This is a genomic window from Phenylobacterium soli, assembly GCF_003254475.1.
GTDB lineage: Bacteria > Pseudomonadota > Alphaproteobacteria > Caulobacterales > Caulobacteraceae > Phenylobacterium > Phenylobacterium soli.
Map to the genome: position 1 here is coordinate 103,445 of NZ_QFYQ01000001.1, position 26,912 is coordinate 130,356.

Annotated in this window: 25 protein-coding genes; 12 read left to right on the forward strand and 13 right to left on the reverse strand. The window is 71.8% G+C overall.

The features are described 5' to 3' along the window. Positions 1–4 precede the first annotated feature (4 nt). From DJ017_RS00515 to DJ017_RS00535, 5 genes are all read right to left on the reverse strand, one after another. Positions 5–472, reverse strand: coding sequence for a (2Fe-2S)-binding protein (locus tag DJ017_RS00515; RefSeq protein ID WP_111526872.1), 468 nt, complete (start codon positions 470–472; stop codon positions 5–7). Between the two features lie 74 nt (positions 473–546). Next, positions 547–1,926 carry a sensor histidine kinase gene (locus DJ017_RS00520; RefSeq protein ID WP_111526873.1) on the reverse strand — a complete coding sequence of 460 codons (1,380 nt, stop codon included), beginning with the start codon at positions 1,924–1,926 and terminating at the stop codon, positions 547–549. Between the two features lie 102 nt (positions 1,927–2,028). Beyond that, positions 2,029–2,733: a TPM domain-containing protein gene (locus tag DJ017_RS00525; protein ID WP_133255356.1), complete on the reverse strand. Its 705-nt coding sequence runs from the start codon at positions 2,731–2,733 to the stop codon at positions 2,029–2,031. A gap of 16 nt (positions 2,734–2,749) precedes the next feature. Further along, complete coding sequence (locus DJ017_RS00530) at positions 2,750–3,538, reverse strand: TPM domain-containing protein (protein ID WP_111526875.1); 789 nt, start codon at positions 3,536–3,538, stop codon at positions 2,750–2,752. A 26-nt stretch (positions 3,539–3,564) separates the two neighbouring features. Further along, entirely contained in the window at positions 3,565–4,275 is a 711-nt protein-coding gene (locus tag DJ017_RS00535) for a LemA family protein (protein ID WP_111529903.1), read from the reverse strand. A 131-nt stretch (positions 4,276–4,406) separates the two neighbouring features. Here DJ017_RS00535 and DJ017_RS00540 point away from each other — a divergent pair, with 131 nt between their 5' ends. Both DJ017_RS00540 and DJ017_RS00545 read left to right on the forward strand, forming a co-directional pair. Continuing rightward, positions 4,407–5,174: a class I SAM-dependent methyltransferase gene (locus DJ017_RS00540; RefSeq protein ID WP_111526876.1), complete on the forward strand. Its 768-nt coding sequence runs from the start codon at positions 4,407–4,409 to the stop codon at positions 5,172–5,174. Positions 5,175–5,184: 10 nt separating this feature from the next. After that, positions 5,185–5,646 carry a YybH family protein gene (locus tag DJ017_RS00545; RefSeq protein ID WP_111526877.1) on the forward strand — a complete coding sequence of 154 codons (462 nt, stop codon included), beginning with the start codon at positions 5,185–5,187 and terminating at the stop codon, positions 5,644–5,646. Here the strand turns inward: DJ017_RS00545 and DJ017_RS00550 are convergent. The 4 genes from DJ017_RS00550 to ilvD form a co-directional block, all read right to left on the reverse strand. Then, on the reverse strand, positions 5,643–5,960 hold the full coding sequence (locus DJ017_RS00550; protein ID WP_111526878.1) for a hypothetical protein: 318 nt from the start codon (positions 5,958–5,960) through the stop codon (positions 5,643–5,645). The two genes, DJ017_RS00545 and DJ017_RS00550, sit on opposite strands and share 4 nt — an antisense overlap. Before the next feature lie 64 nt (positions 5,961–6,024). Continuing rightward, a complete protein-coding gene (locus DJ017_RS00555; RefSeq protein WP_111526879.1) occupies positions 6,025–7,884 on the reverse strand; it encodes an ABC transporter ATP-binding protein in 1,860 nt (619 codons plus the stop codon). Beyond that, positions 7,881–9,758 carry an ABC transporter ATP-binding protein gene (locus DJ017_RS00560; RefSeq protein WP_226999967.1) on the reverse strand — a complete coding sequence of 626 codons (1,878 nt, stop codon included), beginning with the start codon at positions 9,756–9,758 and terminating at the stop codon, positions 7,881–7,883. Before DJ017_RS00560 ends, DJ017_RS00555 begins: the two co-directional genes overlap by 4 nt. A gap of 156 nt (positions 9,759–9,914) precedes the next feature. Beyond that, entirely contained in the window at positions 9,915–11,804 is a 1,890-nt protein-coding gene (gene ilvD, locus DJ017_RS00565) for a dihydroxy-acid dehydratase (protein ID WP_111526881.1), read from the reverse strand. 336 nt (positions 11,805–12,140) lie between these two features. Between ilvD and DJ017_RS00570 the strand changes: the two genes are divergently transcribed. From DJ017_RS00570 to DJ017_RS00585, 4 genes are all read left to right on the forward strand, one after another. Continuing rightward, positions 12,141–13,727, forward strand: a complete 1,587-nt coding sequence (locus DJ017_RS00570) for an AMP-binding protein (RefSeq protein ID WP_226999968.1) — start codon at positions 12,141–12,143, stop codon at positions 13,725–13,727. Between the two features lie 62 nt (positions 13,728–13,789). Then, entirely contained in the window at positions 13,790–15,865 is a 2,076-nt protein-coding gene (locus DJ017_RS00575; RefSeq protein WP_111526882.1) for a phosphocholine-specific phospholipase C, read from the forward strand. 101 nt (positions 15,866–15,966) lie between these two features. Continuing rightward, a complete protein-coding gene (locus DJ017_RS00580; protein WP_111526883.1) occupies positions 15,967–17,136 on the forward strand; it encodes a DegT/DnrJ/EryC1/StrS family aminotransferase in 1,170 nt (389 codons plus the stop codon). A gap of 77 nt (positions 17,137–17,213) precedes the next feature. Then, complete coding sequence (locus tag DJ017_RS00585) at positions 17,214–18,626, forward strand: cytochrome P450 (protein WP_111526884.1); 1,413 nt, start codon at positions 17,214–17,216, stop codon at positions 18,624–18,626. A gap of 7 nt (positions 18,627–18,633) precedes the next feature. Here the strand turns inward: DJ017_RS00585 and DJ017_RS00590 are convergent, their stop codons facing one another. Beyond that, positions 18,634–19,626, reverse strand: a complete 993-nt coding sequence (locus DJ017_RS00590; protein WP_111526885.1) for an NADPH:quinone reductase — start codon at positions 19,624–19,626, stop codon at positions 18,634–18,636. Between the two features lie 107 nt (positions 19,627–19,733). Here DJ017_RS00590 and DJ017_RS00595 point away from each other — a divergent pair, with 107 nt between their 5' ends. After that, complete coding sequence (locus tag DJ017_RS00595; protein WP_111526886.1) at positions 19,734–20,096, forward strand: winged helix-turn-helix transcriptional regulator; 363 nt, start codon at positions 19,734–19,736, stop codon at positions 20,094–20,096. Positions 20,097–20,115: 19 nt separating this feature from the next. Here DJ017_RS00595 and DJ017_RS00600 read toward each other — a convergent pair whose 3' ends face one another. Then, complete coding sequence (locus DJ017_RS00600) at positions 20,116–21,045, reverse strand: alpha/beta fold hydrolase (protein ID WP_111526887.1); 930 nt, start codon at positions 21,043–21,045, stop codon at positions 20,116–20,118. Positions 21,046–21,155: 110 nt separating this feature from the next. Here DJ017_RS00600 and DJ017_RS00605 point away from each other — a divergent pair, with 110 nt between their 5' ends. Beyond that, positions 21,156–21,989 carry a helix-turn-helix domain-containing protein gene (locus DJ017_RS00605; protein ID WP_111526888.1) on the forward strand — a complete coding sequence of 278 codons (834 nt, stop codon included), beginning with the start codon at positions 21,156–21,158 and terminating at the stop codon, positions 21,987–21,989. On the opposite strand, the gene DJ017_RS00610 is transcribed toward DJ017_RS00605, so the two are convergent. Both DJ017_RS00610 and DJ017_RS00615 read right to left on the reverse strand, forming a co-directional pair. Next, positions 21,986–22,822, reverse strand: a complete 837-nt coding sequence (locus tag DJ017_RS00610; protein WP_111526889.1) for a sulfotransferase family protein — start codon at positions 22,820–22,822, stop codon at positions 21,986–21,988. The genes DJ017_RS00605 and DJ017_RS00610 overlap by 4 nt on opposite strands. An 80-nt stretch (positions 22,823–22,902) precedes the next feature. Next, positions 22,903–23,592 carry a VOC family protein gene (locus DJ017_RS00615; protein WP_111526890.1) on the reverse strand — a complete coding sequence of 230 codons (690 nt, stop codon included), beginning with the start codon at positions 23,590–23,592 and terminating at the stop codon, positions 22,903–22,905. 79 nt (positions 23,593–23,671) lie between these two features. Between DJ017_RS00615 and DJ017_RS00620 the strand changes: the two genes are divergently transcribed. From DJ017_RS00620 to DJ017_RS00635, 4 genes are read left to right on the forward strand one after another with little or no spacing between them, the layout of a single operon-like run. Then, entirely contained in the window at positions 23,672–24,637 is a 966-nt protein-coding gene (locus DJ017_RS00620; protein ID WP_111526891.1) for a quinone oxidoreductase family protein, read from the forward strand. A gap of 13 nt (positions 24,638–24,650) precedes the next feature. Then, positions 24,651–25,493 (forward strand): alpha/beta fold hydrolase, encoded by an 843-nt coding sequence (locus DJ017_RS00625; protein WP_111526892.1) that lies wholly within the window; start codon positions 24,651–24,653, stop codon positions 25,491–25,493. A 26-nt stretch (positions 25,494–25,519) separates the two neighbouring features. Further along, positions 25,520–26,305 (forward strand): SDR family NAD(P)-dependent oxidoreductase, encoded by a 786-nt coding sequence (locus DJ017_RS00630; RefSeq protein ID WP_111526893.1) that lies wholly within the window; start codon positions 25,520–25,522, stop codon positions 26,303–26,305. Further along, positions 26,302–26,910 carry a histidine phosphatase family protein gene (locus DJ017_RS00635; protein ID WP_111526894.1) on the forward strand — a complete coding sequence of 203 codons (609 nt, stop codon included), beginning with the start codon at positions 26,302–26,304 and terminating at the stop codon, positions 26,908–26,910. Before DJ017_RS00630 ends, DJ017_RS00635 begins: the two co-directional genes overlap by 4 nt. Positions 26,911–26,912 lie beyond the last annotated feature (2 nt).

The following is a 26,912-nucleotide window of genomic DNA, read 5'->3' on the forward strand; positions in this document are numbered from 1 at the left end:
GTCTTCACGCCTCCACCGGCTGGCCGGAGGCGCGCTTGATGGCCGCGCGGATCCGCGTGTAGGTCGCGCAGCGGCAGATGTTGCCGCTCATGGCCGCGTCGATGTCGGCGTCGCTGGGCTTGGGATTGCTGTTCAGCAGGGCGGTGGCCGACATGATCTGGCCGGGCTGGCAGTAGCCGCACTGGGCCACGTCGAGCTCGCTCCAGGCGGCCTGGACCTTCTGGCCGTTGGGCGTCGCGCCGATCCCCTCGATGGTGGTGACCCTGGCCGCGCCGATGGCCGAGACCGGCGCCTGGCAGGAGCGGATCGGCTGGCCGTCGAGGTGCACCGTGCAGGCGCCGCACTGGCCGACGCCGCAGCCGTACTTGGGCCCGACGATGCCCAGCGTGTCGCGCAGCACCCACAGCAGCGGGGTGTCGGGGTCCACGTCGGCGGTGAGGACCTTGCCGTTGATGTTGAGCTTGATGGCCATGACGCTCCTCCCACGAGCGCGGGGATTCTACGGCGCTGCTGGCGAAAGCGGGAGCCGAGATTTCCTCGAAGGCCTCAGCGGGTGACGCGGAACTCCATGCGCGCAGCGAAGCCGTCGGGCTCGAACAGCGGCTCGACCTTGCCGCCCTGCTGGCGCAGGGCCGCCTGCAGCAGGCGCGAGCCGAAGCCGCGGCGGTTGGTGGGCTCGACGCGCGGGCCGCCGCGCTCCTTCCAGTGGAGGGCGGCCATGCCGGGGCCGGCGCGGCCGGGGCGCAGGCTGATGCGGCCGCCGGGCCGGGAGAGGGCGCCGTACTTCACCGCGTTGGTGGCCATCTCGTGCAGCAGCAGGGCGAGGCCCGCCGCGACGTCGCCCTGCACCATGAGGTCGGCGATCGCCGGCTCGATGTCGAAGTGGGTGAGGCCGAAGGGCTTGAGGGCGCGGGCGGCGAGGTCGTTGAGGTGCACCGGGCGGCCGCCGGCGGCGGTGACCAGCTCCTGCGACTGGGCCATGGCCTCGAGCCGGGCCATCAGCACCTTCTCGAAGCCCTTCACCGTCTCGGCCGAGCGGGCGGTCTCGGTGACGATGGCCATCATCACCTGCAGGCCGTTCTTGGCCCGGTGGGCGAGCTCGCCCATCACCAGGTTGCGCCGCTCCTCGGCCTCGTGGCGGTCGGTGATGTCGAGGGTGGTGCCGACCACCAGGGCCGGGCCTTGGGCGTCGGTGATGACCCGGCCGTGGGTCGAGATCCAGCGGAGCTGGCCGTTGGGGGCCACGGCCCGGTACTCGAGCACGAAGTCGCCGCCCTCCGGCCGGTCGCGCACCGAGCGGTAGGTCTCGACGCAGCGCGCCAGGTCGTCCGGGTGGATCATGGCGAGGTAGATGTCGATGGTGATCGGCGCCTCGGGCGGCAGGCCGAACAGGGTCTTGTTGCGCTCCGACCAGGTGAGGGCGTTGGTCCGCGGGTCCCACTGCCAGAAGCCGAGGCCGGCGGATTCCACGGCCACCTCGAGCCGCCAGCGCTGCTCTTCGACCTGCAGGGCCGTCTGCTTGGCCTCGGTGATGTCGGTGAGCAGCCCGTCCCAGACGGTGGAGCCGTCGGCCAGCCGGCGGCCAGCCGAGGCGATCCGGCGCCAGCGGACCTCGCCGGAGGGCAGGCGCATGCGGACCTCGACCTCGAACCGGCCGTCGTCGTCCAGCGCCGCCGCCTCGGCCGCGGCGAAGGCGGCGCGCTCTTCCGGCAGGATCTGGCCGTAGAGCGCGGCCGGGTCGGCCAGCGCCGCCTCGGCGGTGATCCCGTTCAGCGCCAGGCAGTTGTCGGAGACGTAGGTGAAGCGGCGCCCGGCGCGGTCGGGCGCGACGAGGATCTGGTAGGCCATGCCGAGCCCGAGCGCCTCGGCCATCTGGCCGAACGCGGGCAGGTCCTGCGCGCCGCTTTCGTTCCGCTGGTCCGTCAAGCCTGGGCCCTTCCGAGCGACCCAACACTGTGAAGCCGCTAAGCTTCTGAAAACAACACCGAATGCTGCGCGCCCCCGCACGCTCGGGTGATTGCCGCCCGACTATACCCGCGGCAGGAGCACCACCGCATCCGGCAACTCGTTAGGGTTGTCGCCGGGATGCGGCGGGAAGCGTTCGGCCAGGACGTCGCCGCAGAGGCCGACCGCCGCGGCGAAGCCCGCCGCCGGCTCGCCGCGCTTCAGCCCCTCGGCGAGGGCGGCCATGGCCTTGTCCCAGACCTTGGTCTCGACGTGCTGGGCGATGCCCTCGTCGGCGACGATCTCGGCCATGCGCTCGGCCAGGGAGACGAAGATCAGCACGCCGGTCCGCTCGCGGGTCAGGTGCAGGTTCTTGCTGAGGAAGATGCCGGTGGCGCGGCGCTTGACCTCGTGGCGCTTGATGCCGCGCGGGGTGAGCGCCAGCCGCACGCCGCGGATCGAGACCACCACCGCCACGACGGCGAACAGCACCGCCTGCATCAGGATCGCGCCCATCAGGGCGCTGCGGGCCGCGGCCTCGGCGACGGCGCCGACCTGGGCCGAGGTCCAGCCTTCGAAAAGGTCCGGGGCGCTGACGTGGACGCCGCCGAGCAGCAGCACGGCGGGGCCGAGCAGGGCCACGGCGGCCGCCCAGACCAGCGGGGTCTCGCCGTAGTGGGCGCTCTCCTCGGCGACGACGCAGTAGATCTCGCCGGAGGTGCGGGTCTCGGCCTCGCGCACCGCGGCCTCGATGGCCGAGAGGTCCGAAGGCGTCAGGGTCTTCGTCATGTCACCAGCTTCCCCCCTACCAGCTTCCCGACGAGCCGCCGCCGCCGAACGAGCCGCCGCCGCCGGAGAAGCCGCCGCCTCCCCCACCGCCCCAGCCGCCGCCGCCGCCCCATCGGTCGCGCCGGTCGCCGGAGGAGAGGATGAGCGGCAGCAGCCACCACAGTCCCCCGCCCCCGCCGGCGTAGCGGCGGCGGCTGAACAGGCCGGCGAGGATGAAGAAGATCACCACCACGGCGATGATCACCGGGATCGGCGGCGCCTGGTCCTGGTTGGCGCGCTGGGCCTGGAGCTGCTCGGCCTGGGCGACGTTGGCCTTGGCCTGGTCCTCGGGCAGGCCGAGCTGCTGGATCAGCGCCTCGGTCCCGTCGACGATGCCCTGCTCCATGTTGCCGGCCTTGAAGGCGGGCAGCACCTTGCGCTGCAGGATAACGTTGGAGAGGGCGTCGGTGAGCACCGGCTCGAGGCCGTAGCCGACCTCGATGCGGACCTTCCGCTCCTTGGGCGCGACGAGCAGAATGACCCCGTCGTTCACCCCCTTGCGGCCGATCTGCCAGGTGCGGCCGAGCTGATAGCCGTAGTCCTCGATCTCGTAGCCCTGCAGGTCGGGCACGGTGGCGACGACGAGCTGGTGGCCGGTCTGCTGCTCGAGCTGGGCGAGCTCGCCGTCGAGCTTCTGGGTGGTCTGGGGCGACAGCAGGTGCGCGTCGTCGACCACCCGGCCGGTGAGCGGCGGGAACTTGGGCTCGGCCAGGGCGGGCACGGCGAGAAGGACGAGGACGAAGGCGGCCGCGAGGACCGCCTTCATGCGCCCGAGGCCGGCGGCAACCAGGCTCACTTAGAGGCCGGCGCCTGGCCGGGCGGCAGGGCCTGGGGCGCGGGCGCCGGAGCGCCGGCCTGCGGCTGGGCCGGGACCGTGCCGGAGGGGGCCGGCGGCGGGGTGGTGTCGAAGCTGACGGTCGGCGCCGACTGGGCCGAGGCGGTCGCCGAGAACAGCATCATCGGCTTCGACGACGAGTACATGGTCTTGGCCCAGAACACCTGCGGGAAGGTGCGCAGGGTGGTGTTGTAGTCGCGGACCGCCTCGTTGTAGTCGCGGCGGGAGATGGCGATGCGGTTCTCCGTGCCCTCGAGCTGGCTCTGCAGGGCCATGAAGTTCTCGTTCGACTTCAGGTCCGGATAGCGCTCCTGGATCATCATCAGGCGGCCGAGCACGCCGGACAGGCGGTCCTGGGCCTGCTCATACTGCTGGAAGGCGGCGGGGTTGGTGATGGTCGAGGCGTCGACCTTCACCTGGGTCGCCGAAGCCCTGGCCTCCGTCACCTCGACGAGGACGCTCTTCTCCTGGGCGGCGTAGCCCTTCACCGTGTTGACCAGGTTGGGGATGAGGTCGGCGCGGCGCTGGTACTGGTTCTGCACCTCCGCCCACTGTGCCTTGGCGCGCTCTTCCTTGGTCGGGATGGTGTTGATCCCGCAGCCGGCGACGATCAGCGGCGCGAGCACGATGAGGGCGGCGCGCGAAATGCGGTGGCGAAGGGTGGTCACGATCAGGGGCTCCCCCAAAGGGTCCGTGGCAGGTCCAAGCCTCGCTTGGTCGGCCAATATGTGGCCTGCGCGTTGATCGAGCGCAACGGCTCCGGCATGACCATGGCGCAAGCTGTGTCGTGGGGGACGGGATGGCGGGGGTGAAGGCCTACTATGCGCCGGGCGCGCTGAGCGCGGCGTTCTACGACGTGGTCACGGCCGCCGACGCCCGGCTGGCCGGCGACGTGGAGATCTATGCGGGCCTGGCGCCGGTCGCCGGCTCGGTGCTGGAGCTCGGCGCCGGCTCGGGCCGGATCGCCGTGGCCCTGGCCGAGCGCGGCCTGGCGGTCACCGGCGTCGACCTCTCGCGGCCCATGCTCGAGCAGGCCGAGAAGCGGCGAGCCGCCCTGCCCGCCGCCGCGGCCGGTCGCCTGGAGCTGCGGCTCGGCGACATGACGGCCCTGGACCTGAAGCGGTCCTTCGACCTGGTGATCTGTCCCTATTTCACCCTCGCCCACGTGCCGGCCGGGGCGGCCTGGAGGAACAGTTTCGCGACCATCGCCCGGCACCTGGCGCCGGGCGGCCTCGCGGCCGTGCACCTGCCCCTGCTGGAGCTGATGCGACAGGCCACGCGGCCCGATCCCGACGCGGTCGTGCTGGACGAGCCCCTGCCCGGCGGCGGGCGGCTGCGCCTGCGGGTCGCCGCCCGCGCCTTCAAGGAGAGCGTCGGGCGGCTGGAGCAGGTGATCGAGTACGAGGAGCTCGATGCGCAGGGCCGCTCGCTCCGCCGCTCGCCCGAGCGCCTGACCTACTACATGGCCGACCCGACGCCGTTCGCCGCGGCGGCCGGCCTGACCTATCATCGCGCGCCCGCGCCGCTCGGCGGCGTGGGCGAGATCCACGTGTTCCGCAGAGCCTGAGGAAGAACCCATGCGCGTCCGCCTGGCGAGCCTCGCCGCCGCCGCCCTGATGAGCGCCACGCCTGCGCTCGCCACCCCCGCCGACGACCTCGCCGAAGCCGCGCCGGTGATCGACGCGGTGAACGCGGACTGGATCCCGGCCATGCAGGCCCGCGACGCCGCGCGCGTCGCCGAGGCCTATGCGCCGGAGGCGGTGAACGTCGCCGGCAACGGCCAGGTGACGGTCGGCCACGACGCCTTCGTCGAGCTGCTCCGGCAGCGGTTCGCGGCAGGGCTGAGCGTCTCCACCGGCGAGATCCACCGGCAGGGCCTGGCGCCGCTGGCGCCGGGCCTGTTGCTGGAATGGGGCCAGGCCGGCTTCACCGCCCGCACGGGAGCCGGCAAGGAGGTCAGCGCACTTGGCCCCTATGTGACCGTCTGGAAGCGCCAGGCGGACGGCCACTGGCGGATCGTCCGCAACCAGTCGTTCTAGCGCCCGGACCCCCAGCGCCAGAGCCACGGGCCGCTGGATTTCCAGCGGGTCAGGGCGATGAAGGCGACCGACTCGACGGCGACAAGCGCCAGCACTTCGGCCGTCGAGGGGTGCAGCCTCTGGACGAGGGCCAGCCGGTAGAGGCCGAGGCGGTGCGGCAGGTCGTTGTCCGCCGGGGCGATGAAGGCCGCCGTGAGGGTGACGATCAGCACGAAGCCGAGGGTGACCGCCCAGCCCTCCCAGCTCGAGGGCGTGGCGCCGTAGCCGTACTGCTTGGGCGCGAACCAGGCGCGGACCTGAGGGTCGTCGGGCATCGAAGGCCTCCCGTCAGGGTGGAGCCTATCACTTACCCGCTACGCGCGGGAGTAGAGGTTCACCTCACGTCCGGGTGGCGAACTCGGCGTCGCCGGTGGCGGCGACGGTCTGGTCGTCGAAGCTGGCGTGGGCCGAGGTGTAGAGGCGGTGGTAGAGGCCCTGCCTGGCCATCAGCTCGGCATGGGGCCCCTGCTCCAGGATGCGGCCCTGCTGGAGGACGATGATGCGGTCGGCGTCGCGGATCGTCGCCAGGCGGTGGGCGATGACCATGCAGGTGCGGCCGGCGAAGAGCACCTTCAGCGCCTTCTGGATCGCCTGCTCGGTAAAGCTGTCGATGTTGGCCGTGGCCTCGTCGAGGATCAGGATCTGCGGGTCGGCCACCAGGGCGCGAGCGAAGGAGATGAGCTGGCGCTGGCCAACCGAGAGGTTGCGGCCGCGCTGGCCGACCTGGGTCTCGTAGCCCTCGGGCAGGCGCACGATGAAGTCGTGGGCGGCGACCGCCTTGGCGGCGGCGACGATCTCCTCGAAGCTCGCGCCAAGGGTGTTGTAGCGGATGTTGTCGGCGATCGTGCCGGTGAACAGGAACGGCTCCTGAAGCACCATGCCGATGTGGCGGCCGAGGCTCTCGATGGTGACGTCGCGCACGTCGTGGCCGCCGACCAGCACCTGGCCTTCGCCGACCTCGTAGAAGCGGTGGGTGAGCGCGATGATCGAGGTCTTGCCCGAGCCGGTCGGACCGACCAGGGCCACCACCTCGCGCGGCCGCACCTTGAAGGAGATGTCGTGCAGGATCGGCCGGGCCGGGTCGTAGCCGAAGGTCACGTTCCGGAACTCGACGGTGGGCTCGAAGTCGGCGAGCGCCTCCGCATCGGCCTTCTCGGTGATGGTCACCGGCACGTCGAGCACCTCGAAGATGCGGTGGGCCGCGGCCATGGCCCGCTGCATGACGGTGTACTGCAGCGACAGCATCCGCACGGGGTCGAAGAAGCGCTGCACATAGAGGACGAAGGCGACCATGACGCCGACCTCGAGCCGGCCGCCGATCACCGCCAGGCCACCGACCACCACGACGATGGCCATGGCGAGGCCGGTGAGAACGTCCACCGTCGGCACCATGATCTGGCCCATCCAGGAGGCGCCGGTCTGGGCCTTGAAGTTGTCCCAGGCCATCTTGCGGTACATCTCGAAGTTCAGCGCCTCGCGCCGGGTCTCCTGCACGGTGCGCACGCCGTTGATGTTCTCGGCCAGGGCCGAGTTGGCGGTGGAGGAGGCGTCGCGGGCGGCGCGGAAGGTCCTCTTCGAGAAGGGCAGCCAGATCGCGCGGATGCCGATCAGGGTCGGCAGCACCGTCAGGGTCAGCAGGCCGAGCCGCAGGTCGAGCGAGACCAGCACGATGGCGATGCCGATCAGCACCACGAAGTCGCCCACCGAGCCGGTGGTGGTCTCCAGGAACTCCTGCAGCGAGGCGACGTCGCCCTGGAGCCGCGCCATCATGCGGCCGACGTGGGTGCGGTCCATGAACGACAGGGAGACGTCCTGCAGGTGGGCGAACATCGCCCGGCGGATGTCGAAGATCACCCGCTGGGCCAGCCGCTGGGACAGCCACTCGGCGGCGAACATCATGGCCACGAAGGCGGCCGCGGCGGCCGCGAAGCCGATCAGCATGGCCTGGAAGCGGCCGAGGTCGTGGCGGATCACCGCGTCCACCGCCCGGCCGATCAGGGTGGGAATGGCGATCTGGGCGGCGGCCGAGGCGACGGCGGCGAGCTGGGCGAGGATGAAGGCGCGCCGGTGCGGGCCGAGGTAGACGAAGAAGCGCCGCGCCACGCGGGCGTCGAAGGTCCCGAAAACGTCGTCGCCTTCGGGGGAGCCCAAGGAGGCGCGCGGCGAGGCTCTGGGAGCATTGCGCGATGCGGCGCTCACGCCTGGGCCTCCTCGAGGGTCGCCCCGGCGTCCGAGCGGGTCTGCAGGGCGTAGAGGTCGGCGTAGACGCCGCCTCGGGCGAGGAGGCTCTCGTGGTCGCCGCGCTCGACGATGCGCCCCTCGTCGAGGACGATGATCTCGTCGGCGTGCATGAGGGACGACAGGCGATGGGCGATGATCACCGTCGCCATGGCCTTGGTGGCGTGGGCCAGGGCGTCGCGCACCTTCTTCTCGGTGACCGCGTCGATGGCGGCGGTGGAGTCGTCGAAGACCATGATCCCCGGATCGGGGACGACGCCGCGGGCGATGCTCATCCGCTGGCGCTGGCCGCCGGAGAGGGCGACCCCGCGCTCGCCGACGCGGGTCTCATACCCTTCCGGAAGACCGGCGATGTGCTCGTGGATCTGGGCGGTGCGGGCGGCGTCCTCGATGCGCGCGTCCTCGGCCCAGGGATCGGCGTAGGCGACGTTGTGGCCGACCGAGGCGTCGAAAAGGAAGGCCTCCTGCTGGACGAGGCCGACGTACCGGCGAAGGCTGGCGAGGGTCACGTCGCGGATGTCGACGCCGTCGATTGTGATCCGCCCGCCGGTGACGTCGTAGAAGCGCGGGATGAGGTTCGCGAGGGTCGACTTGCCCGCGCCGGGCGGGCCGACGACGCCGAGGGTCCTGCCCGGCGCCACCTTGAAGCTGATGTCGGAGAGGATCTGCTTGCCGCCGGTCGCCCCGGTCGGATCCTTGTGGGCGAAATCCACGTGCTCGAAGCGCAGGACGCCCCTGGTCGGGGCGAGCGGCGCGGCGCCGGCGGCGTCGGCGATCTCGGGCTCGAGGTCCAGCACCTCGAATAGCCGCGCGCCCGAGGAGGTCGCCCGGGCGGCGGTGTTGACGATCATCGCCACCTGGCGGATCGGGGCCTGCAGGAGGCTCATGTAGGTGACGAACTCGGTGAGCCGGCCCACCGTCATCTCGCCGGCCAGCACCTTGCGGCCGCCGACCCAGAGCAGCAGTCCGAGCGCGGTGTAGTAGCTCGCCTGCATGGCCGAGACGCCGCGGTTGCGCATGGTGATGCGCCGGTCCTGGAAGCCGAGAACCGCCTGCGACGCCGCGTCGAACTTGCCGAGCTCGAACCGCTGGCCGGCGAAGGCGCGGACCACGCGGATGCCCTGGAGGTTCTCCTCCATGGTCAGGGTCAGGGCGGCCATCAGCTCCTGCACCCGCAGCCAGGTGACGCGCAGCAGGAAGCCCATCCGCCCGAGCGCCAGGCTGGCGACCGGCACGAAGGCGAGGCCGATCAGGGCCAGCACCGGGTCGGCGGCGATCATCATGGCGGCGGCGAAGCCGAGCAGCAGGGCGAGGCTGACGGCCTGCAGCATGCCGGCCTGGATGAACACCCGCGCGCCCTCGAGGTCGAGCATGCCGCGGGTGATCAGGTCGCCGGAATGGATCCGGTCGTGGAAGCCGAAGGACAGGCGCTGGAGCTGCTGGAAGAGCTGCAGGCGCAGGTCGTAGGCGACGCGCTGGGAGAGGTATTCGCCCTGGTAGCCGGCGGCGGCGGTGAGCAGGCCGCGCAGGGTGGTGGCGAGGATGACGAGGCCGGCGCTGAGCAGCAGGGCGTGGCGGGCGGCCTCCGGCTGGGCGGCCAGGTGCAGCGCCTGGTCCACCGAGCGGCCAAGCAGGCGCGGCAGGGCGAGGCTCGCGGCCGCGCCGAGCAGGGAGGTCGCCACGGCGAGCGCCAGCCGCGCCGGATAGCGCAGGGCCAGGCCCGCGATCCGGGCCAGCACGGCGGGCATGGCCGACACGTCGATCTTCGGCGCGCCAGAGATCTTCGGCGCGCCAGACAGCGTCGCACCCCGCCGCTCGGGGGGCGAATCACTCATCCGAGTTGTCCTCTGTACGGCCGCCATGATGCGGCGCCCCTGGGTCAGGCGCCAACCGGGTTTTGACGTCAGTGCTGAAACATGGGGCGAAGGGGCGCGATGGCGCTGACCTGGTCCTCTCCCACAGCGCTGCGCGCTTGGGAGAGGGGAAGATTTCTATTCCGCGGGAATGGCCTTGGCCGGACGGCGGGGGGCGCGTTGGAGCTGGCCGACGTCGCGGACCGCGCCGCGGGCGGCGGAGGTGGTGAGGGCGGCGTAGGCCTGGAGGGCCGGCGAGACCTTGCGGGGGCGCGGGGCGGCGGGTTTGTAGGCGGCCTCGCCCTTGGCCTCCATGCGCTGGGCGCGGGCGGCGAGGTCGGCGTCGGACACGGCGAGGCGGATCGAGCGGCCGGGGATGTCGATCTCGATCCTGTCGCCGGTCTCCACCAGGGCGATGAGGCCGCCCTCGGCGGCTTCGGGCGAGGCGTGGCCGATGGACAGGCCCGAGGTGCCGCCCGAGAAGCGACCGTCGGTGATCAGGGCGCAGGCTTTGCCGAGCCCCTTCGATTTCAGGTAGCTCGTCGGATAGAGCATCTCCTGCATGCCGGGGCCGCCCTTGGGGCCCTCGTAGCGGATGACGACCACATCGCCGGCCTTCACCTCGCCGGTGAGGATGCCGGAGACGGCGGCGTCCTGGCTCTCGTAGACGCGGGCCGGGCCGGCGAACTTCAGGATCGAGTCGTCGACCCCGGCGGTCTTCACGATGCAGCCGTCCTCGGCGAGGTTGCCGAAGAGGACCGCGAGGCCGCCGTCGGCGCTGAAGGCGTGGGCCTTGTCGCGGATGACGCCGCCCTGGCGGTCGGTGTCGAGATCGTCCCAGCGGCGGTCCTGGCTGAAGGCCACCTGGGTCGGCACCCCGCCGGGGGCGGCGCGGTAGAAGGTCTTCACCGCTTCGCTCGGATTGCGGGCGATATCCCAGGTGTCGAGGGCCGCCTTGAGGCTCGGCGCATGGATGGTCGGCAGGTCGGTGTGGATCAGGCCGGCGCGGTCGAGCTCGCCGAGGATGGCCATGATGCCGCCGGCGCGGTGGACGTCCTCCATGTGGACGTCGTTCTTGGCCGGGGCGACCTTGGAGAGGCAGGGCACGCGGCGCGACAGCCGGTCGATGTCGGCCATGGTGAAGCCGACCTGGGCCTCGTAGGCGGCGGCCAGGAGGTGCAGCACGGTATTGGTCGAGCCGCCCATGGCGATATCGAGGGTCATGGCGTTCTCGAAGGCCTCGAAGGTGGCGATCGAGCGCGGCAGGACCGACGCGTCGTCCTTTTCGTACCAGCGGCGAGCCAGCTCGACGACGAGGCGGCCGGCCTGGAGGAACAGCGCCTTGCGGTCGGCGTGGGTGGCCAGGACCGAGCCGTTGCCGGGCAGGGAGAGGCCCAGCGCCTCGGTCAGGCAGTTCATGGAGTTTGCGGTGAACATGCCCGAGCAGGAGCCGCAGGTCGGGCAGGCCGAGCGCTCGATCACCTGGACGTCGTCGTCGCTGACCGCGTCGTCGGCCGCGGCGACCATGGCGTCGATCAGGTCGACCTTCCGCGCGCCGGTGGAGAGCAGGACCTTGCCGGCCTCCATGGGCCCGCCGGAGACGAAGACGGTCGGGATGTTGAGGCGCAGGGCGGCCATCAGCATGCCCGGCGTGATCTTGTCGCAGTTGGAGATGCACACCAGCGCGTCGGCGCAGTGGGCGTTGACCATGTACTCCACCGCGTCGGCGATCAGCTCGCGGGAGGGCAGGCTGTAGAGCATGCCGTCGTGGCCCATGGCGATGCCGTCGTCGACGGCGATGGTGTTGAACTCCTTGGCGACGCCCCCGGCCGCCTCGACCTCGCGGGCGACAAGCTGGCCGAGGTCCTTCAGGTGCACGTGGCCCGGCACGAACTGGGTGAAGGAGTTGGCGATGGCGATGATCGGCTTGCCGAAGTCGGAATCCTTCATGCCCGTGGCGCGCCAGAGGCCGCGGGCGCCGGCCATGTTGCGGCCGTGGGTGGTCGTGCGGGAACGGTAAGCGGGCATCGTCGGCAAGTCCTGGTCGGGCGGCCCCAGCGAGGGCCGGCGGGCGTCACATAGCAATTCGAGGCGGCCGCCGAAACCGGCCGCAGGGCAATTCGAGGCGGCCGCCGAAACCGGCCGCAGGGCAATTCGAGGCGGCCGCCGAAACCGGCCGCGGGCGATTGAAAGCCGGAGTCGAAACCGGCGCGATCCCTGACGCGGGGGAATTGTCGCCCGGCCCTGGCCGTGATTTGGTGTGGCCGAGGCCCGGGACCACCGGGGTGGATCATTTCGTCCGCCCTGCCTGGGACCTCCAACCAATTTCAGGGCGCCGCGCGTAGCGTCAGGCGGGAGGATTTGATGGAAGCGTTGAAGGAACGGGTGAATCTGGACGAGCGGCTGGCCGAGGCCGCGGTCAACGGCATGAGCCTGGCGGTCTGGGCCGCACTGAAACCCGACGCTCCCTTCATCCACGATCCGGCCGGCCACACCCGCTCGTTCGGCGAGGTCAACGCCAACGCCAACCGCATCGTGCGCCTGCTGCGCAATGCCGGGCTGCAGCCGGGCGACGCGGTGGCCCTGGTCTGCTCGAACCGGGCCGAGTTCGTCGAGGTGCTGGCGGCGACCAAGCGCGGCGGCTACCGGATCACGCCGGTCAACTGGCACCTGACGCCGGAGGAGATCGCCTACATCGTCGGCGACTGCGAGGCCAAGGCGTTGTTCGGCGACGTGCGCGCGCCGGGCATGGCCGAGGTGGGCGCGGCCTGCCCCAAGGCGGTGGTGAAGCTCGCCATCGGCGGGCCGATCGACGGCTTCCTGCCCTACGACGAGACCCTGGCGGCGTTCGACGGCTCGGACATCGACGACCCGGTGCTGGGCAACCAGATGATGTACACCTCGGGCACGACCGGTCGTCCCAAGGGCGTCTTCCGGCCCAATCCGGTGGTTCCGGTGCAGGGCCTCTACGCCCAGCGCGGCTACGACCACGAGACCTCGGTGCAGATGTGCGCCGGGCCCGCCTACCACGCCGCCCCGCTGGCCTTCGACGTCAACGCCGCCATCGGCGCGGGCTGCGAGCTCGTCTTCATGGACAAGTGGGACAGCGAGAAGGTGCTGCGGACCGTCGCCGAGAAGAAGGTGACGCACATGCACCTGGTGCCGATCATGTTCCAGCGGCTGCTGGCCCTGCCGGACGAGGTGAAGCAGGCCCACGACGTCAGCCACGTGAAGTACATCGTCCACGGCGCGGCGCCCTGCCCGCCCGAGGTCAAGCTGGCGATGATCGAGTGGTTCGGCCCGGTGGTGCACGAATACTACGCCGGCTCCGAGGGCGGCGCGGGCTTCGCCATCGACAGCCACGAGTGGCTGAAGAAGCCGGGCTCGGTCGGCAAGCGGCCGGCGCTCCTGGGCGCCAAGATCCTCGACGAGCAGGGCAACGAGCAGCCGCCCGGCGTGCCCGGCCTGATCTACCACCAGCTGCCGCCCGGCGGCGGCTTCACCTACTACAAGGACGAGGCCAAGACCCAGAAGAGCCGGGTCGGCGACTACTTCACCCTCGGCGACATGGGCTACTTCGACGAGGACGGCTACCTGTTCCTGACCGGCCGCGACGCCGAGACGATCATCTCGGGCGGGGTGAACATCTACCCGCAGGAGATCGACAACGAGCTGATCAAGCACGAGGCGGTGGCCGACAGCGCCACGGTCGGCATCCCGCACGACGAGTGGGGCGAGCAGGTGCGGGCGGTGATCCTCTTGAAGGAGGGCTATGAGCCCTCCAGCGAGCTGGCCGACGAGATCCTCGCCTTCGCGCGCGACAGCCTGCCGGGCTTCAAGGTCCCGCGGGGGGTCGATTTCGTGTCGGAGCTGCCGCGCTCCGAGGCCGGCAAGATCCAGCGCAACAAGGTCCGGGCGCCCTACTGGGAAGGCCGGGCGCGGCAGATCTGAGGTCGTCTCTGGACTGACAAGCGCGGCGGCCTAGGCTCGGCCCTTTCGGGGGAGTCTCGGCCATGCTCGATCGACGCACATTCCTGGCGGCCGCGGCGGCGGGGGCGGCGCTGCCCCCGGCCATCGCCCGGGCGCGGGCGATCGACGCCCATGTGCGGACCGGCACCATCGCCGACGTCGAGCACGTCGTGGTGTTCATGCAGGAGAACCGCAGCTTCGATCACTACTTCGGGACCATGGCCGGTGTGCGCGGCTTCGGCGACCGCTTCCCCGCCCCGCTGCCCGGCGGGCGCACGGTGTGGACGCAGGCCAACAAGCCGGGGCCGGGCAAGCCGCCGCGCATCGCGCCGTTCCCGCTGAACACCGCCCAGAGCTTCGCCCACATGCGGGTGGAGGGCACGCCGCACAACTGGACCGACGCCCAGGACGCCTGGGACGAGGGCCGGATGGGCCACTGGCCGGCGGTCAAGGGCGAGCACGCCATGGGCTTCTACGAGAAGGCGGACATCCCCTTCCAGTTCGCCCTGGCCGAGGCCTTCACCCTCTGCGACGCCTACCACTGCTCCATGCAGGTGGGGACCAACACCAACCGGCTGTTCCTGTTCACCGGCGCGAACGATCCGGCGGGCCGGGGCGGCGGGCCCTCGCTCTCCAACTCGCACGACAGCCTGCCCGAGCAGGGCGGCGCGCCGGCCTCCTACACCTGGACCACCTATGCCGAGCGGCTGCAGGCGGCGGGCGTCTCCTGGCGTGTCTACCAGGACATGGCCGACAACTTCACCGACAACCCCCTGGTCGGCTTCAAGCCGTTCCGCGACTCGCACCAGGGCGCGCCGGGATCGGACCCGGCGCTGGCGCGCGAGGGCCTGTCCACCTGGCGGCTCGACGCCCTGAAGGCCGACGTGCTGGCCGGCCGGCTGCCGCAGGTCTCGTGGATCGTCGCGCCGGCCAAGGACAGCGAGCATCCGGGCCCCTCGAGCCCGGCGCAGGGCGCCGACTTCACCGCCCGGGTGCTGGACGCCCTGACCGCCGATCCCGCGGTCTGGGCCAAGACCGTGCTGCTCGTGATGTTCGACGAGAACGACGGCTTCTTCGACCACGCGCCGCCGCCCGCCCCGCCGTCGCGGGATGCGGCCGGCGGCCTGATCGGCGGCTCGACGGTGGACCTCGCCGGCGAGCACCACCTGCATCCCAATCCGGCCGAAGCCAAGGCGGACCGGCCGGATCTGTTCGGCCGGCCCTATGGCCTGGGGCCGCGCGTGCCGATGTACGTGATCTCGCCCTGGAGCCGCGGCGGCTTCGTCAATTCGCAGGTCTTCGACCACACCTCGGTGCTGCGGTTCCTCGAGGCGCGGTTCGGGGTCGCCGAGCCGAACATCTCGCCCTGGCGGCGGAGCGTCTGCGGCGACCTGACGAGCTGCTTCGACTTCCGGGCGCCGAACCGCGCGGCCGGCGCGCCGCGCCTGCCCGCCACGGCCGAGACCGCCGCGCGCGCCGCCGCCCTGCCGCACACGACCCGGCCGCCAACCCCGGCCGAGCCGGCGGCCCCGGCGCAGGCGAGCGGGGTGCGCCCCTCGCGGCCCCTGCCCTACCGGCTGGACGCCGTGCTGCAGTCCAGCGGAGAGGAGACGATCGTCACCTTCGCCAACGACGGAGCGGCCGGCGCGGTGTTCCACGTCTATGACCTGACCGACCTGGCCGCGGTCCCGCGGCGCTACACCCTGGGCGCCGGGACGCGATTGCAGGACCGCTGGGGCCCGGGCGCCGATCTGTGGATCCTCGGACCGAACGGCTTCCATCGCCGCTTCCGCGGCCGCGCGCCGCTGGCGGTGACGATGATCGGCGCGACCTTGTCGGCCCGCCTCGTCCTCCACCTTCGCAATCTCTCCGACCGGCCGCTCGACGCGGCGGTGGAGGCCGGCGCCTATGACCTGGCGCCCTGGCGCGTGCGCCTGGGTCCCGGCGAGGCGGCGCGGCGCGCCTGGCCGCTGGCTCGCACGGGCGGCTGGTACGATCTCATCGTCGCCGCGCCGGGGAGCGCCGGCTTCCTGCAGCGCTACGCCGGACGCGTCGAGACCGGGCAGGTGTCGATCAGCGACCCGGCGATGGCCGGGCCGGCGCTGATGGAGTGGGCCTGAAGCGGCGAAATCATTCGAAAACAAGCGTGTTTGGCTAGGCCGGGCGACGCATGGCATCTAGCGCCCGCTCCCAAAGCCCGGGAGCCGGACACCAGAGACGAATGCCGATCCCCTTCATCGACCTGCAGGCCCAGCGCCAGCGCCTCGGCCAGTCCCTCGAGGACGCGATCCTCAAGGTGGTGCGCTCGGGCGCCTACATCATGGGCCCGGAGATCGCCGAGTTCGAAGCCGCCCTGGCCGCCTTCGGCGAGGCGCCCTTCGCCCTGTCCTGCGGCTCGGGCACCGAGGCCCTGGTGCTGCCGCTGATGGCCTGGGAGATCGGGCCGGGCGATGCGGTGTTCTGCCCGTCCTTCACCTTCGCGGCGACGGCCGAGGTGATGCCGCTGGTCGGCGCCTCGCCGGTGTTCGTCGACATCGACCCGGTGACCTACAACCTCGATCCCGAGAGCCTGGACGCCGCCATCGAGGCGGTGAAGGCCAAGGGCGAACTGACGCCCAGGGCGGTGATCGCCGTCGACCTGTTCGGCCAGCCGGCCGACTATCCGGCGATCGCGGCGGTGGCGAAAAAGCACGGGCTGAAGCTGATCGCCGACTCGGCCCAGGGCTTCGGCTGCACGCTGAACGGCCAGCACCCGATCCACTGGGCGGACGTGGCCACCACCTCCTTCTTCCCGGCCAAGCCGCTCGGCTGCTACGGCGACGGCGGGGCGGTGCTGGTCAAGGACGAGCGGCTGCGCGACCTGATCGTCTCGCTGCGGGTCCACGGCCAGGCGGTGAAGTCGGACATCGAAGGCAAGACCTTCGAGCACGACCCGAAGTACCTGAACGTGCGCGTCGGCATCAACGGACGGATGGACACCATCCAGGCGGCGGTGCTGCTGCAGAAGCTCTCTATCTTCGCCGACGAGATCGCGGCGCGGAACCGGGTGGCCGCGCGCTACGCCGCGGGCCTTTCCGACCTGGTCACCGTGCCGAAGGTCATCGAGGGCGGGGTCTCGGTCTGGGCGCAGTACACGATCGAGACCCAGGACCGCGACGGCCTCGCCGCGGCGCTGCGCGAGCAGGGCGTGCCGACCGCGGTCTACTACCCGATCCCGATCCACAGGCAGGGCGTCTATTCGGGCTATCCGGTCGCGCCCGGCGGCCTGCCGGTGACGGAGGTCAAGGCGGGAAAGGTCATCAGCCTGCCGATGCACGCCTATCTGACCGAGGACGACCAGGACCAGGTGATCGCCGCCATCCGCGCCTTCGTGAAGAAGAACGCAGCCTAGAGCCTCTCCCGCCGTGCGGGAGAGGGGATCGTGTGCTACAGCTCTTCGGAGAACGCCGCTCTTTCAAGGAGAGGCCGATGACCGAAGATGCTGCGCGCCTGCCCGACCCCGTCCTGCCGGGGGCGCTGACCGACAAGCCCCCCTTCACCTTCTGGGACCTGATCCGCGGAAAGCGGCGCGGCATGCCGTGGTCGATGCCGGACGAGATCTACGAACAGCCGGTGCTTCTGCAGAAGAGCCTGATCGGCGACATCGTCTATGTCGGCGATCCCGAGCTGGCCAAGCAGGTGATGATCGACCGCCCGGCGGACTATCCGAAGGCGGAGATCGAGCTGCGGATGTTCTCGGCCCTGTTCGGCCAGGGCCTGCTGGGGCTCGACGGCGAGGCCTGGAGGAAGCACCGCCGGACGATGGCGCCGGCCTTCGACCCGCGCAGCGTGGCCGGCTACGCCCCGGCGATGGCGGAGAGTTCCGAGGCCTTCGTGCAGCGCTGGGGTAATCTGGAGGACGGGGCGGTCGTCGAGGTTTCCGGGGACATGACCGACCTGACCCTGGCGATCATCGCCAGGACCATGTTCTCCGGCGAGGGCGAGGCGCTGGAGCCGGTGATCAAGGCGATCCTCGACCGGGCGCCGCAGTTCTCCGACTTCAACCTGTTCGACATGCTGCCGGGCACGCGGGCCATCAGGATGGCCGAGCGCGAGAGGCGGATGCAGACCCTGTTCGCGCCGCTAGACGAGGCGGTGGCGGCGATGATCGCGCGCCGGGAAGGCCGGGCAGATGCCCCCAACGACCTGCTGTCACGCCTGATCGCCGCGCGCGACGCCGAGACCGGCCTGGCTTTCACGCCGCGCGAGGTGCGCGACGAGCTGATCACCATCTTCATCGCGGGCCACGAGACCACCGCCACGGCCATGACCTGGATCTGGTACCTGCTGGCGCGGCACCCGCAGGAGCGGGCGCGGCTGCACGAGGAGCTGGACCGGGTGCTGGGCGGGCGCAGGCCGACGGGGGCGGACCTCGCGGACCTGCCGTTCGCGCGCCGGGTCGTGGAGGAGTCCCTGCGCCTCCTGCCGCCGACGCCGGGCATCTCGGCGCGGGTGGCGCGGCGGGAGGACGACCTCGGCGGGGTGAAGGTCCGGGCCGGGGCCTACGTCGTGGTGGCGCCCTGGGTGCTGCAGCGGCACCGCAGGACCTGGCCGGAGGCGGAGCGCTTCGACCCCGACCGCTGGCTGCCGGAGCGCAGCGAAGGCCGCCCCAGGCTGGCGGCCATGCCGTTCGGCGCCGGCCCGCGGGTCTGCATCGGCCAGCGGCTCGCCGAGACCGAGATCCAGCTGATCATGGCGACCCTGGCGCAGCACTACGAGCTCGACCTCGCCAGCGACGCACCGGTGAAGCTCCGCCACAACGTGACCATCCGGCCGGTCGGCGGCCTGCCGATGAAGGTGCGTCGGCGCGAGCGCGCCCCGGCCGCCGTGGCCGCGGAATGAGGGCGGGCTAGGGGCGGACGACGATCTTGCCGCCGGCGCCCTTCTCGACGCGTTCGTGGGCGCGGGCGATGTCGGCGAGGTCGAGGATCTCGGCGATGTCGTGGCTGAGCGTTCCGGCCTCGAGCGCCTCCGTGATCGCCTCGGCGGCGGCGGCGTGGGCGGCGGCGTCCATCACATAGACCAGGACGAAGTGGACGGTGGCGTCGAGCCCGACCAGTGGCCAGAACGGCAGCACGGGCTCCGGGTCGGCGTCGCTGGCATAGGTGGCGACCACGCCGTTCGGCTTCAGCAGGGCCGCGATCAGCGGCAGGTTGGCCCCGAAGGCCACCTCCACGAACCGGTCGACGCCGCGCCCGTCGGCAGCCCCCGTGAAGGCGGCGACCCTGGCGGCGACATCCTCGCGCTTGCGGTCGATGACCAGTTCCGCCCCGGCCGCCCTGGCGCTGTCGGCGTCCTCGTCCGAACTCACGGTGGCGATCACCCGGGCGCCGCCGAGCCTGGCGAACTGCACGGCGTAGCGGCCCACCGCCCCGGCCCCGCCGGAGACGAACACCGTCTTGCCCTCGACCGGGCCGTCGGCGAACACCGCCCGGTGCGCGGTCATGGCCGGCACGCCGAGGCAGGCGCCCGCCTCGAAGCTGACGCCGTCCGGCAGGCGCACGGCCTTGGCGGCGGGGATCGCCACATAGTCCGCGGCCGAGCCGAACGGGCGGCCCAGCTGCGCCTCGTAGAACCAGACGCGCTCGCCGACGCGGGAGGCGAGGTCCGGCGAGCCGGCGGCCACCACCTCGCCCGCCCCGTCCTGGTGCGGGACGATCAGCGGGAACGGCATGGCGGTGTTTCCCCGCGCGCCGCCGCGGCCCTTGGTGTCGGAGGGGTTCACGCCCGAGGCGCGGACCCGCACCAGCAGTTCGCCCGGGCCGGGCTCGGGGACCGGCCGTTCGCCGACCGTGAGCACCTCGGCGGCGGGACCTTTGCGTTCGTACCAGGCGGCGCGCATGGGCTGTCTCCTTCTCGCGACGGCCTCCAGATCGGCGCACGGCGACGCTTACGCCAGTACGTACAAACTTCGCATGTACTATCACCGATGATAGTACGTGACCGATAATGGACGCTGCCGAGACCAAACGAGCGAGACGGCGGGCCGGGCGCACCGGCTGCGCGGTGGAGACCACCCTGTCGGTGATCGGCGGGACGTGGAAGCCGGTGCTGCTGTTCCACCTGCTGGACGGCAAGCTGCGCTTCAACGCGCTGTGCCGGCTGACGCCGGCGGCGACGCCGCGGATGATCACCCTGCAGTTGCGCGAGCTGGAGGCCGACGGGGTGATCCGCCGGATCGTCTATCCGGAGGTGCCGCCCAAGGTGGAGTACGAGCTGACGCCCCTGGGGCGGACCCTGGAGCCGGTGCTGCTCAGCATGCGGGCCTGGGGGGAGACCTTCGCCGGACGGGCGGAGGCGCCCGCCGGCTGACGGGCGCCTCCTGAACCGGTCACGCCCTGGCCGCAGCCAGGATGTGCTGGTTCACCGCCTCGGCATGGGTGGTGAAGAGGCCGTGCGGCGCCCCTTTCAGCACCACCAGCTCCGCGCCGGGGATCAGGGCGGCCACGCGCCGGCCGGTCATCTCCAGCGGGGCGGAGGCGTCCATGTCGCCGTGGATCACCCGGGTCGGCACGGCGACCTTGGCGCAGTCGGCGCGGAGGTCGGTCGCGGTCAAGGCGCGGTTGCAGGCGAGCACCACCGGCAGCGGACATTCGAGCAGCATCTGCGCGCCGTAGGCCACCGCCTCGGCGGAGGTCTCGGGCGTGTAGAAGGGCCGGGCGTTGTCGGCCACCCAGCGAGGGAAATCGCGGGTCCAGGCGGCGCGGATCTGGTCGTGCGCCTCGGGCGGCAGGCCGAAGGGGTTGTCGGCCGTGCGGGTGAGGTAGGGCGCGGCGGGGGCGAGCAGCACCGCCCGCTTCACCCGCCCGGCGTCATCCCGCGCCAGGTAGCGGATCGCCTCCGCGCAGCCCATCGAATGGCCGACCAGGGTGACGCCGCGCAGGTCGAGCTGGTCGAGCACGGCGGCGAGGTCGGCGGCCAGGGTGTCCATGTCGTAGCCGCGGCCCGGGTCGGGCGAACGGCCGTGGCCGCGCCGATCGAAGGCGACGCAGCGCAGGCCGGCCTGGCTGAGGGCGGCGACCTGCGCCTGCCACATGCGGGACGGCATGGCCCAGGAGCTGACGAACACCACCGGCGGGCCCGAGCCCCAGTCGGTGCAGGCGAGCGCGGCGCCGTCGGCGGCGCGGACGTCCGCCGATCCGAGCGGCGGAGGCGCCGCGGGGCGCGGGCGGACGGCGGCTGCGGCCGGGGAGGCAAGGGTGGCGGCGAGGGCGCCGGCTCCGCCGAGGGCGGCGGTCTGGAGAACGAGGCGGCGGTTCATGGGACGGCTCCTGTGGAAAGGTCGGCCAACAGGACGCCATCGTCGGGGAAGCGCGTCGATTACCCGGCAGGTAATGGCGCAGCGGCCGGCGGCAGGCTTAGATCGCCGCGATGAGCACCCTCGCCGCCTCGCCCCGCAGTCCCACTCCAGGCGTCGGTCCCGGCCCGACCGTCGGCGCCCTGATCCGCGAGTGGCGTGAGCGGCGAAGGCTGAGCCAGCTCGACCTTTCGTGCGACGCGGGGATCTCGACACGGCACCTGAGCTTCATCGAGACCGGCCGCGCGCGGCCGAGCCGCGAGATGGTGCTGCGCCTCGCCGAGGAACTGAACGCGCCGTTGCGCGCCCGCAACGCCCTGCTGCTGGCCGCCGGCTTCGCCCCGGCCTTCGCCGAGCGCAGCCTGGACGATCCGGCCCTGGCGGGCGTGCGCCGTTCGATCGACCTGGTGCTGGCCGGCCACGAGCCCTTTCCGGCGCTGGTGGTGGACCGCGGCTGGCGGATGCTCGCCGCCAACCGCGCGCTCGGCCCGCTGCTGGCCGGCGTCGCCCCCTTCCTGCTCGAGCCGCCGGTCAATGTGCTGCGGGTCAGCCTGCACCCGGAGGGGCTCGGCCCCCGGATCGCCAACTTCGCCGAATGGCGGGCGCACATCCTCGAGCGGCTGAAGAGCCAGATCGAGGCCACCGCCGACGCCGAGCTGCAGGTCCTGCTTGAGGAGCTGGCCGCCTATCCCGCGCCGCCGGAGCAGACGGCGGCCGATCCCGGCGCGGACTACGGCGGGCTCGCCGTGCCGCTGCAGCTGCGCACCCCGGACGCCGGCGTGCTGTCGTTCTTCAGCACGACGACGGTGTTCGGCACGCCGCTCGACGTCACCCTCTCGGAGCTGGCGCTGGAGACCTTCCTGCCGGCCGACGCCCACACGGCGCAGGCGCTGCGGCGACTGGCCTAGGCGACGAAGCGCTTCTGGCGCATCAGCTCGCCGCAGTTCTCGGCGATGAAGCGGGCGGTGTCCGCGTCGAGGCGGGTCTTCCAGTCGTCGGGCAGGCCCTTGCGTAGGAAGGAGCTGGGATCCTCATCGCCCGGCTTGCGGCCGGAGACCGCCTCGAAGGAGGTCTGGGCGGCGATCATCCGCATCAGCACGGGCTGGTCGCTGACGCCGAGGAAGGAGAACAGCCGGGTGTTCTCGCTGACCGGATCGGCGTGCAGGTCGCGATAGCGCACCTCGTGCACCCGGCCGGGGTGGGCGTCGGCGAAGGCCGCGACCTTGGCCACCGCCTCCTTCCAGCCCAGGATCGTCGCCTCGACGGCGTCGCGATGCTGCTGCGACCCGGGGCGGAACACGTCCCACAGGCCGACGCGGTGGGAGTGGCCCATGCGCGACACGGCCACGTCCCGCGGGTCGCGGACGATGTGGATGAAGCGCGCCTCGGGGAACAGGCGGTTGAGCTGTTCGAGCTGGTGGGTGTAGCGCGGGGTCTTGTCGCCCACCCAGCGCGCCTCGGGCCCGGCCCGCGAGCTGAGCCGCGAGAGGATGAAGGCGCGCGCCACCGCGTCGAACTCGGCCTGGCTGACCGGCTGGTAGTAGGGCTCGCCCTGGTAGACCTGGTCGGTCTCGATCGCGAGGTCCTCGTTGTAGCCGCGGACGACCTGGGCCAGAGGCCCGGTGAAGCGCTCGATGAAATGCCCCTCGCCCGAGCAGCAGACCTCGGGATGGGCGTCGAGGACGCGCTGCATCCACGTCGTGCCCGACTTGGGCGCTCCGCACACGAAGAAGACGTTCAAATCAGGCTCGCCGACTCAAGCATGGCCCCCCGGCCGACGCCCGCATATCACGCCTTGCGTGTATGAAAGCTTCACACAGGTTATTCGAGCGAACCGACGATCGAGGCGCGTTGGGAAAGCTCGATCCAGTTGCCGTCGGGATCGCGCACCATGGAGATCCGCGCCGTCGAGCCGAGGGTGACGGGGGCGAGGGCCTCGCGGCCGCCGCGGGCCAGCACCTTGGCGTGCTCCTCGTCGACCTTGAACACCTGAAAGGTGATGTAGCGCCAGCCCGGGCCCTGCATGGCGGCGTCGACCGGCGCGCTCGGGTCCTCTTCCAGGATGATCAGGGTCTCGCCGGCGCGGAACCGGCCCGGAGTCCGTTCAGGTTCCTCCTCCGGAAGCTCCAGGGCCTCGCGGTAGAAGCGGCGGTGGGCGGCGAGGTCGCGCACGGCGATGCGGACGCCGACCTGGCGCACGCCCTGCCAGCCCGGAGGGACGAGGCTGACGCGATTGCCCTCGGGATCGGCGAGATGGCGTGGGGCGGTGAGGCCCTCTCGGGCGATGATCAGCTCGCGATAGCCGGCGGGCGGATTGGCCGGCAGCGGCTCGGCGTGGTGGTTGATCTTCAGCACGCTGCCGTTGGCGTCGTGGCGGTGCTGGTCCTGGCCGGGCCGGATCGGCAGCAGGTGGTCGAACGGCACACCCGCCTCGTTCTGCCAGAAGGCCAGCATGGGCTCGAGGTGGTTGGTGGACAGGCCGATGTCCACGCGCGGTTTGGCCAGCTGCATCGAAGCTCCCCTTGCGTCATCAGCATGGCCGTGGGATGCGTGAAGTCAAACAGATGTTTGGATGAGAGGAAGCCCCGGGATGAAGGCTGCGGTGTACTATGAGAACGGCGGGCCCGACGTTTTCCGCTACGAGGAGACGCCCGATCCGCAGTGCCACCCCAAGGGCGTGGTCATCCGCGTCGAGGCCGTGTCGATCGAGGGCGGCGACACCCTGAACCGCTTCCGCGGGGCGCTGGTCACCAAGCCGCACATCGTCGGCTACCAGGCGGCGGGCGAGATCGTCGAGGTGGGCGCCGAGGTCGAGGACCTGAGGGTCGGCCAGAAGGTGGTCACCACCGGCTCGCACGGCAGCCACGCCGAGCTGCGGGCCGTGGCGGCGCGCGCCGCCTGGCCGATCCCGGACGGCATGGACGTCAAGACCGCGGCCTGCGTGCCGATCCCGTTCGGCACGGCGCACGAGTGCCTGTTCGAGTTCGGCCGGATGAAGAAAGGCGAGGTGGTGCTGGTGCAGGCGGGCGCCTCGGGCGTCGGCATCGCCGCCATCCAGCTCGCCGCCCGGGCCGGCGCCTCGATGGTGCTGGCCACCGCCTCCTCGGACGCGCGGCTGGAGAAGCTCAAGGCCTATGGCCTGACCCACGGCATCAACTACCAGCGCGACGACGTGGTCAGCGAGGTGATGCGGCTGACCGACAAGAAGGGCGCCGACGTGATCGTCGATCCGGTCGGCGGCAGCACCCTGCAGGGCTCGATCCTGTCGCTGGCCTACCGCGGGCGGGTGTCGATGGTCGGCGCGGCCGGACGCGAGCCGATGAAGGTGGACGTCTCGACCATGATGGGCGGCAACCGCAGCCTGTCGGGCGTCTTCCTCGGGGCCGAGATCGGCACCGACCGGGTCTACGACATCATCAAGGGGCTGATCGCCGACGTCGCCAAGGGCGAGCTGAAGGTCGTCATCGACCGCACCTTCAAGCTGTCGGAGGCCGCCGACGCCCACCGCTACATCGAAAGCCGCCAGGCCGTCGGCCGCGTGCTGCTGATCCCGTAAAGGAGCCTCGCCCATGCCCCGCGCACGCAATGGCGCCGTCGAGCTGGAGTACGAGACCTTCGGCGACGACCGGCCCGAGACCATCCTGCTGATCAACGGCCTCGGCTCGCAGATGACCCGCTGGCCCGAGCCCTTCTGCGAGAGGCTGGTGGCCCGCGGCTACCGCGCCATCCGCTTCGACAACCGCGACGTCGGCCTGTCGAGCTGGCTGGACGGGCAGAGCTACACCCTCTCCGACATGGCCGCCGACGCCATGGCGGTGCTGGACGCCGCGGGCGTCGAGCGCGCCCACGTGGCGGGCGTCTCGATGGGCGGGATGATCACCCAGAAGGTGGCCATCGACCATCCGCACCGGGTGCTGTCGATCACCTCGATCATGTCGGCGCCCGGCGTCGGCCCGGCCCTGCAGTCGACCCCCGAGGCGGCGGCGGTGCTGAACACCCCGCCGCCGGATCCGGCGGCCGACTTCGAGGCCTTCGTGGCGCACGGGGTGAAGAACGCCCGGATCATCGGCAGCCCCGGCTATCCGTGGGACGAGGCGGCGCTGCGCGAGCGGGTGATCGCCGAGCACCGGCGGGCGTTCAATCCGGAGGGCGTGGCGCGGCAGCGGCGGGCGATCTTCAACGATGGCGACCGCGCGCCGGACCTCGCCAAGCTCAGCGTCCCGGCGGTGGTGGTGCACGGCACGCACGACCCGCTGGTCCAGCCGATCGGCGGCGAGCTGACCGCCAAGGCGGTCCCGGGCGCGGAGCTGCGCGTCGTCGAGGGCATGGGCCACGACCTGCCGCCCGGGCTCTACGACACCATCGTCGACGCCATCGTCGCGGCCGCCAGCCGCGCCAGGGCCGCGGCCTGAACACCACACCAACGAAGGGGATATCCATGGGACGTCTGGAGGGCCGCTCGGCCGTGATCACCGGCGCGGCCAGCGGCATCGGCCGCGCCGCCGCCAAGCTGTTCGCCGCCGAGGGCGCGCGGGTGGTGTGCGTCGACCGCGCCGAGACGGTGGCCGACACTGCCAAGGCCATCACCGAGGCCGGCGGCAAGGCGCTGGCCCTGACCGGCGATGCGGCCGACGAGGCCTTCGTGGCGAGCTATGTGAAGCGGGCGGTGGACGACCACGGCGGCCTCGACGTGCTGTGGGCCAACGCCGGCGTCTCCGGCGGCTGGGTTCCCATGCAGGAGCAGGACGCCGCCCACTGGGCCGAGATCGTCCGCATCAACCTGATCGGCCACTTCCTGGCCCTGAAGCACGCCGCCCCGATCATGGTCGCCGCGGGCAAGGGCTCGATCATCATGACCGCCTCGGTGGCCGGCATCCGCTCGGGCGCCGGCGGCATGCCCTATTCGGCGTCGAAGGCCGGCGTCATCAGCCTGGCGCAGACCTCGGCCAATGAGCTCTACGGCACCGGCGTGCGGGTCAACGCCATCTGCCCGGGGCTGATCGAGACCGGCATGACCAAGCCGGTCTACGACCAGGCTCGCGCCCGCGGCACCGAGGAGAAGATCGGCCAGCTCAACCCGCTGACCCGCGGCGGCGAGCCCATCGAGATCGCCAACATGGGCCTGTTCCTGGCCTCGGACGAAGCGTCCTACGTCAACGGCCAGTTCATCGCGGTGGACGGCGGCCTGTCCTCCTCGCACCCCGTCGTGCGGCGCAAGCGGTGATCTACCTCGTCCGCCACGGGCAGACGGAGTGGAACGTCGAGCAGCGGATCCAGGGCCGCACGGAGTCCCCGCTGACGCCGCGCGGCCGCCTGCAGGCGCAGGCCATGGCGGAGCTGCTGGCCCAACGACTGTCGGCCGAGGGCGCCGCCGGGGTCGGCCCGGGGGGCTGGCGGCTGGTGGCCAGCCCGCTCGGCCGGGCGCAGGCGACCGCCGCCGCCATCGCCGAGCGGACGGGACTTCGCCTCGAGACCGAGGATCGCCTGGCGGAGATCTGCTGCGGCGAGTGGGAGGGACGGCTGCGGAGCGAGATCTTCCGCCTCCATCCCGAGCGCCTCGCCAACAAGGAATGGTTCTACGGCGCGCCGGGGGGCGAGACCTATGAGGCGGTATGGCGGCGCGTGGCGGACTTCCTCGCCGACCTGCCGCCCGAGCCCGAGCGGCGCCTGATCGTGGTGGGCCATGGGGTCTCGGGCCGCCTGTTGCGCGGCGCCTATGCCGGCTTCTCCCGCCGGGAGACCATCGATCAAGACGTGCCGCAGGACGCCGTCTTCCGCCTCGTGGGCGGCCGCATCGAGCGGTTCGACTGCCCGGAGGTCCCGGCCTAGCG

Excerpts from the sequence above, each read along its gene's own strand:
- DJ017_RS00585 (WP_111526884.1), top strand. The coding sequence starts at position 17,214 with ATGACCGAAGATGCTGCGCGCCTGCCCGACCCCGTCCTGCCGGGGGCG.
- DJ017_RS00575 (WP_111526882.1), top strand. The coding sequence starts at position 13,790 with ATGCTCGATCGACGCACATTCCTGGCGGCCGCGGCGGCGGGGGCGGCG.
- DJ017_RS00530 (WP_111526875.1), bottom strand. The coding sequence starts at position 3,538 with ATGAAGGCGGTCCTCGCGGCCGCCTTCGTCCTCGTCCTTCTCGCCGTG.
- DJ017_RS00590 (WP_111526885.1), bottom strand. The coding sequence starts at position 19,626 with ATGCGCGCCGCCTGGTACGAACGCAAAGGTCCCGCCGCCGAGGTGCTC.
- DJ017_RS00615 (WP_111526890.1), bottom strand. The coding sequence starts at position 23,592 with ATGCAGCTGGCCAAACCGCGCGTGGACATCGGCCTGTCCACCAACCAC.
- DJ017_RS00605 (WP_111526888.1), top strand. The coding sequence starts at position 21,156 with ATGAGCACCCTCGCCGCCTCGCCCCGCAGTCCCACTCCAGGCGTCGGT.
- DJ017_RS00550 (WP_111526878.1), bottom strand. The coding sequence starts at position 5,960 with ATGCCCGACGACCCTCAGGTCCGCGCCTGGTTCGCGCCCAAGCAGTAC.
- DJ017_RS00595 (WP_111526886.1), top strand. The coding sequence starts at position 19,734 with ATGGACGCTGCCGAGACCAAACGAGCGAGACGGCGGGCCGGGCGCACC.
- DJ017_RS00525 (WP_133255356.1), bottom strand. The coding sequence starts at position 2,733 with ATGACGAAGACCCTGACGCCTTCGGACCTCTCGGCCATCGAGGCCGCG.
- DJ017_RS00630 (WP_111526893.1), top strand. The coding sequence starts at position 25,520 with ATGGGACGTCTGGAGGGCCGCTCGGCCGTGATCACCGGCGCGGCCAGC.
- DJ017_RS00540 (WP_111526876.1), top strand. The coding sequence starts at position 4,407 with ATGGCGGGGGTGAAGGCCTACTATGCGCCGGGCGCGCTGAGCGCGGCG.
- DJ017_RS00560 (WP_226999967.1), bottom strand. The coding sequence starts at position 9,758 with ATGAGTGATTCGCCCCCCGAGCGGCGGGGTGCGACGCTGTCTGGCGCG.
- DJ017_RS00600 (WP_111526887.1), bottom strand. The coding sequence starts at position 21,045 with ATGAACCGCCGCCTCGTTCTCCAGACCGCCGCCCTCGGCGGAGCCGGC.
- DJ017_RS00580 (WP_111526883.1), top strand. The coding sequence starts at position 15,967 with ATGCCGATCCCCTTCATCGACCTGCAGGCCCAGCGCCAGCGCCTCGGC.
- DJ017_RS00570 (WP_226999968.1), top strand. The coding sequence starts at position 12,141 with ATGGAAGCGTTGAAGGAACGGGTGAATCTGGACGAGCGGCTGGCCGAG.
- DJ017_RS00545 (WP_111526877.1), top strand. The coding sequence starts at position 5,185 with ATGCGCGTCCGCCTGGCGAGCCTCGCCGCCGCCGCCCTGATGAGCGCC.
- DJ017_RS00625 (WP_111526892.1), top strand. The coding sequence starts at position 24,651 with ATGCCCCGCGCACGCAATGGCGCCGTCGAGCTGGAGTACGAGACCTTC.
- DJ017_RS00515 (WP_111526872.1), bottom strand. The coding sequence starts at position 472 with ATGGCCATCAAGCTCAACATCAACGGCAAGGTCCTCACCGCCGACGTG.
- ilvD (WP_111526881.1), bottom strand. The coding sequence starts at position 11,804 with ATGCCCGCTTACCGTTCCCGCACGACCACCCACGGCCGCAACATGGCC.
- DJ017_RS00620 (WP_111526891.1), top strand. The coding sequence starts at position 23,672 with ATGAAGGCTGCGGTGTACTATGAGAACGGCGGGCCCGACGTTTTCCGC.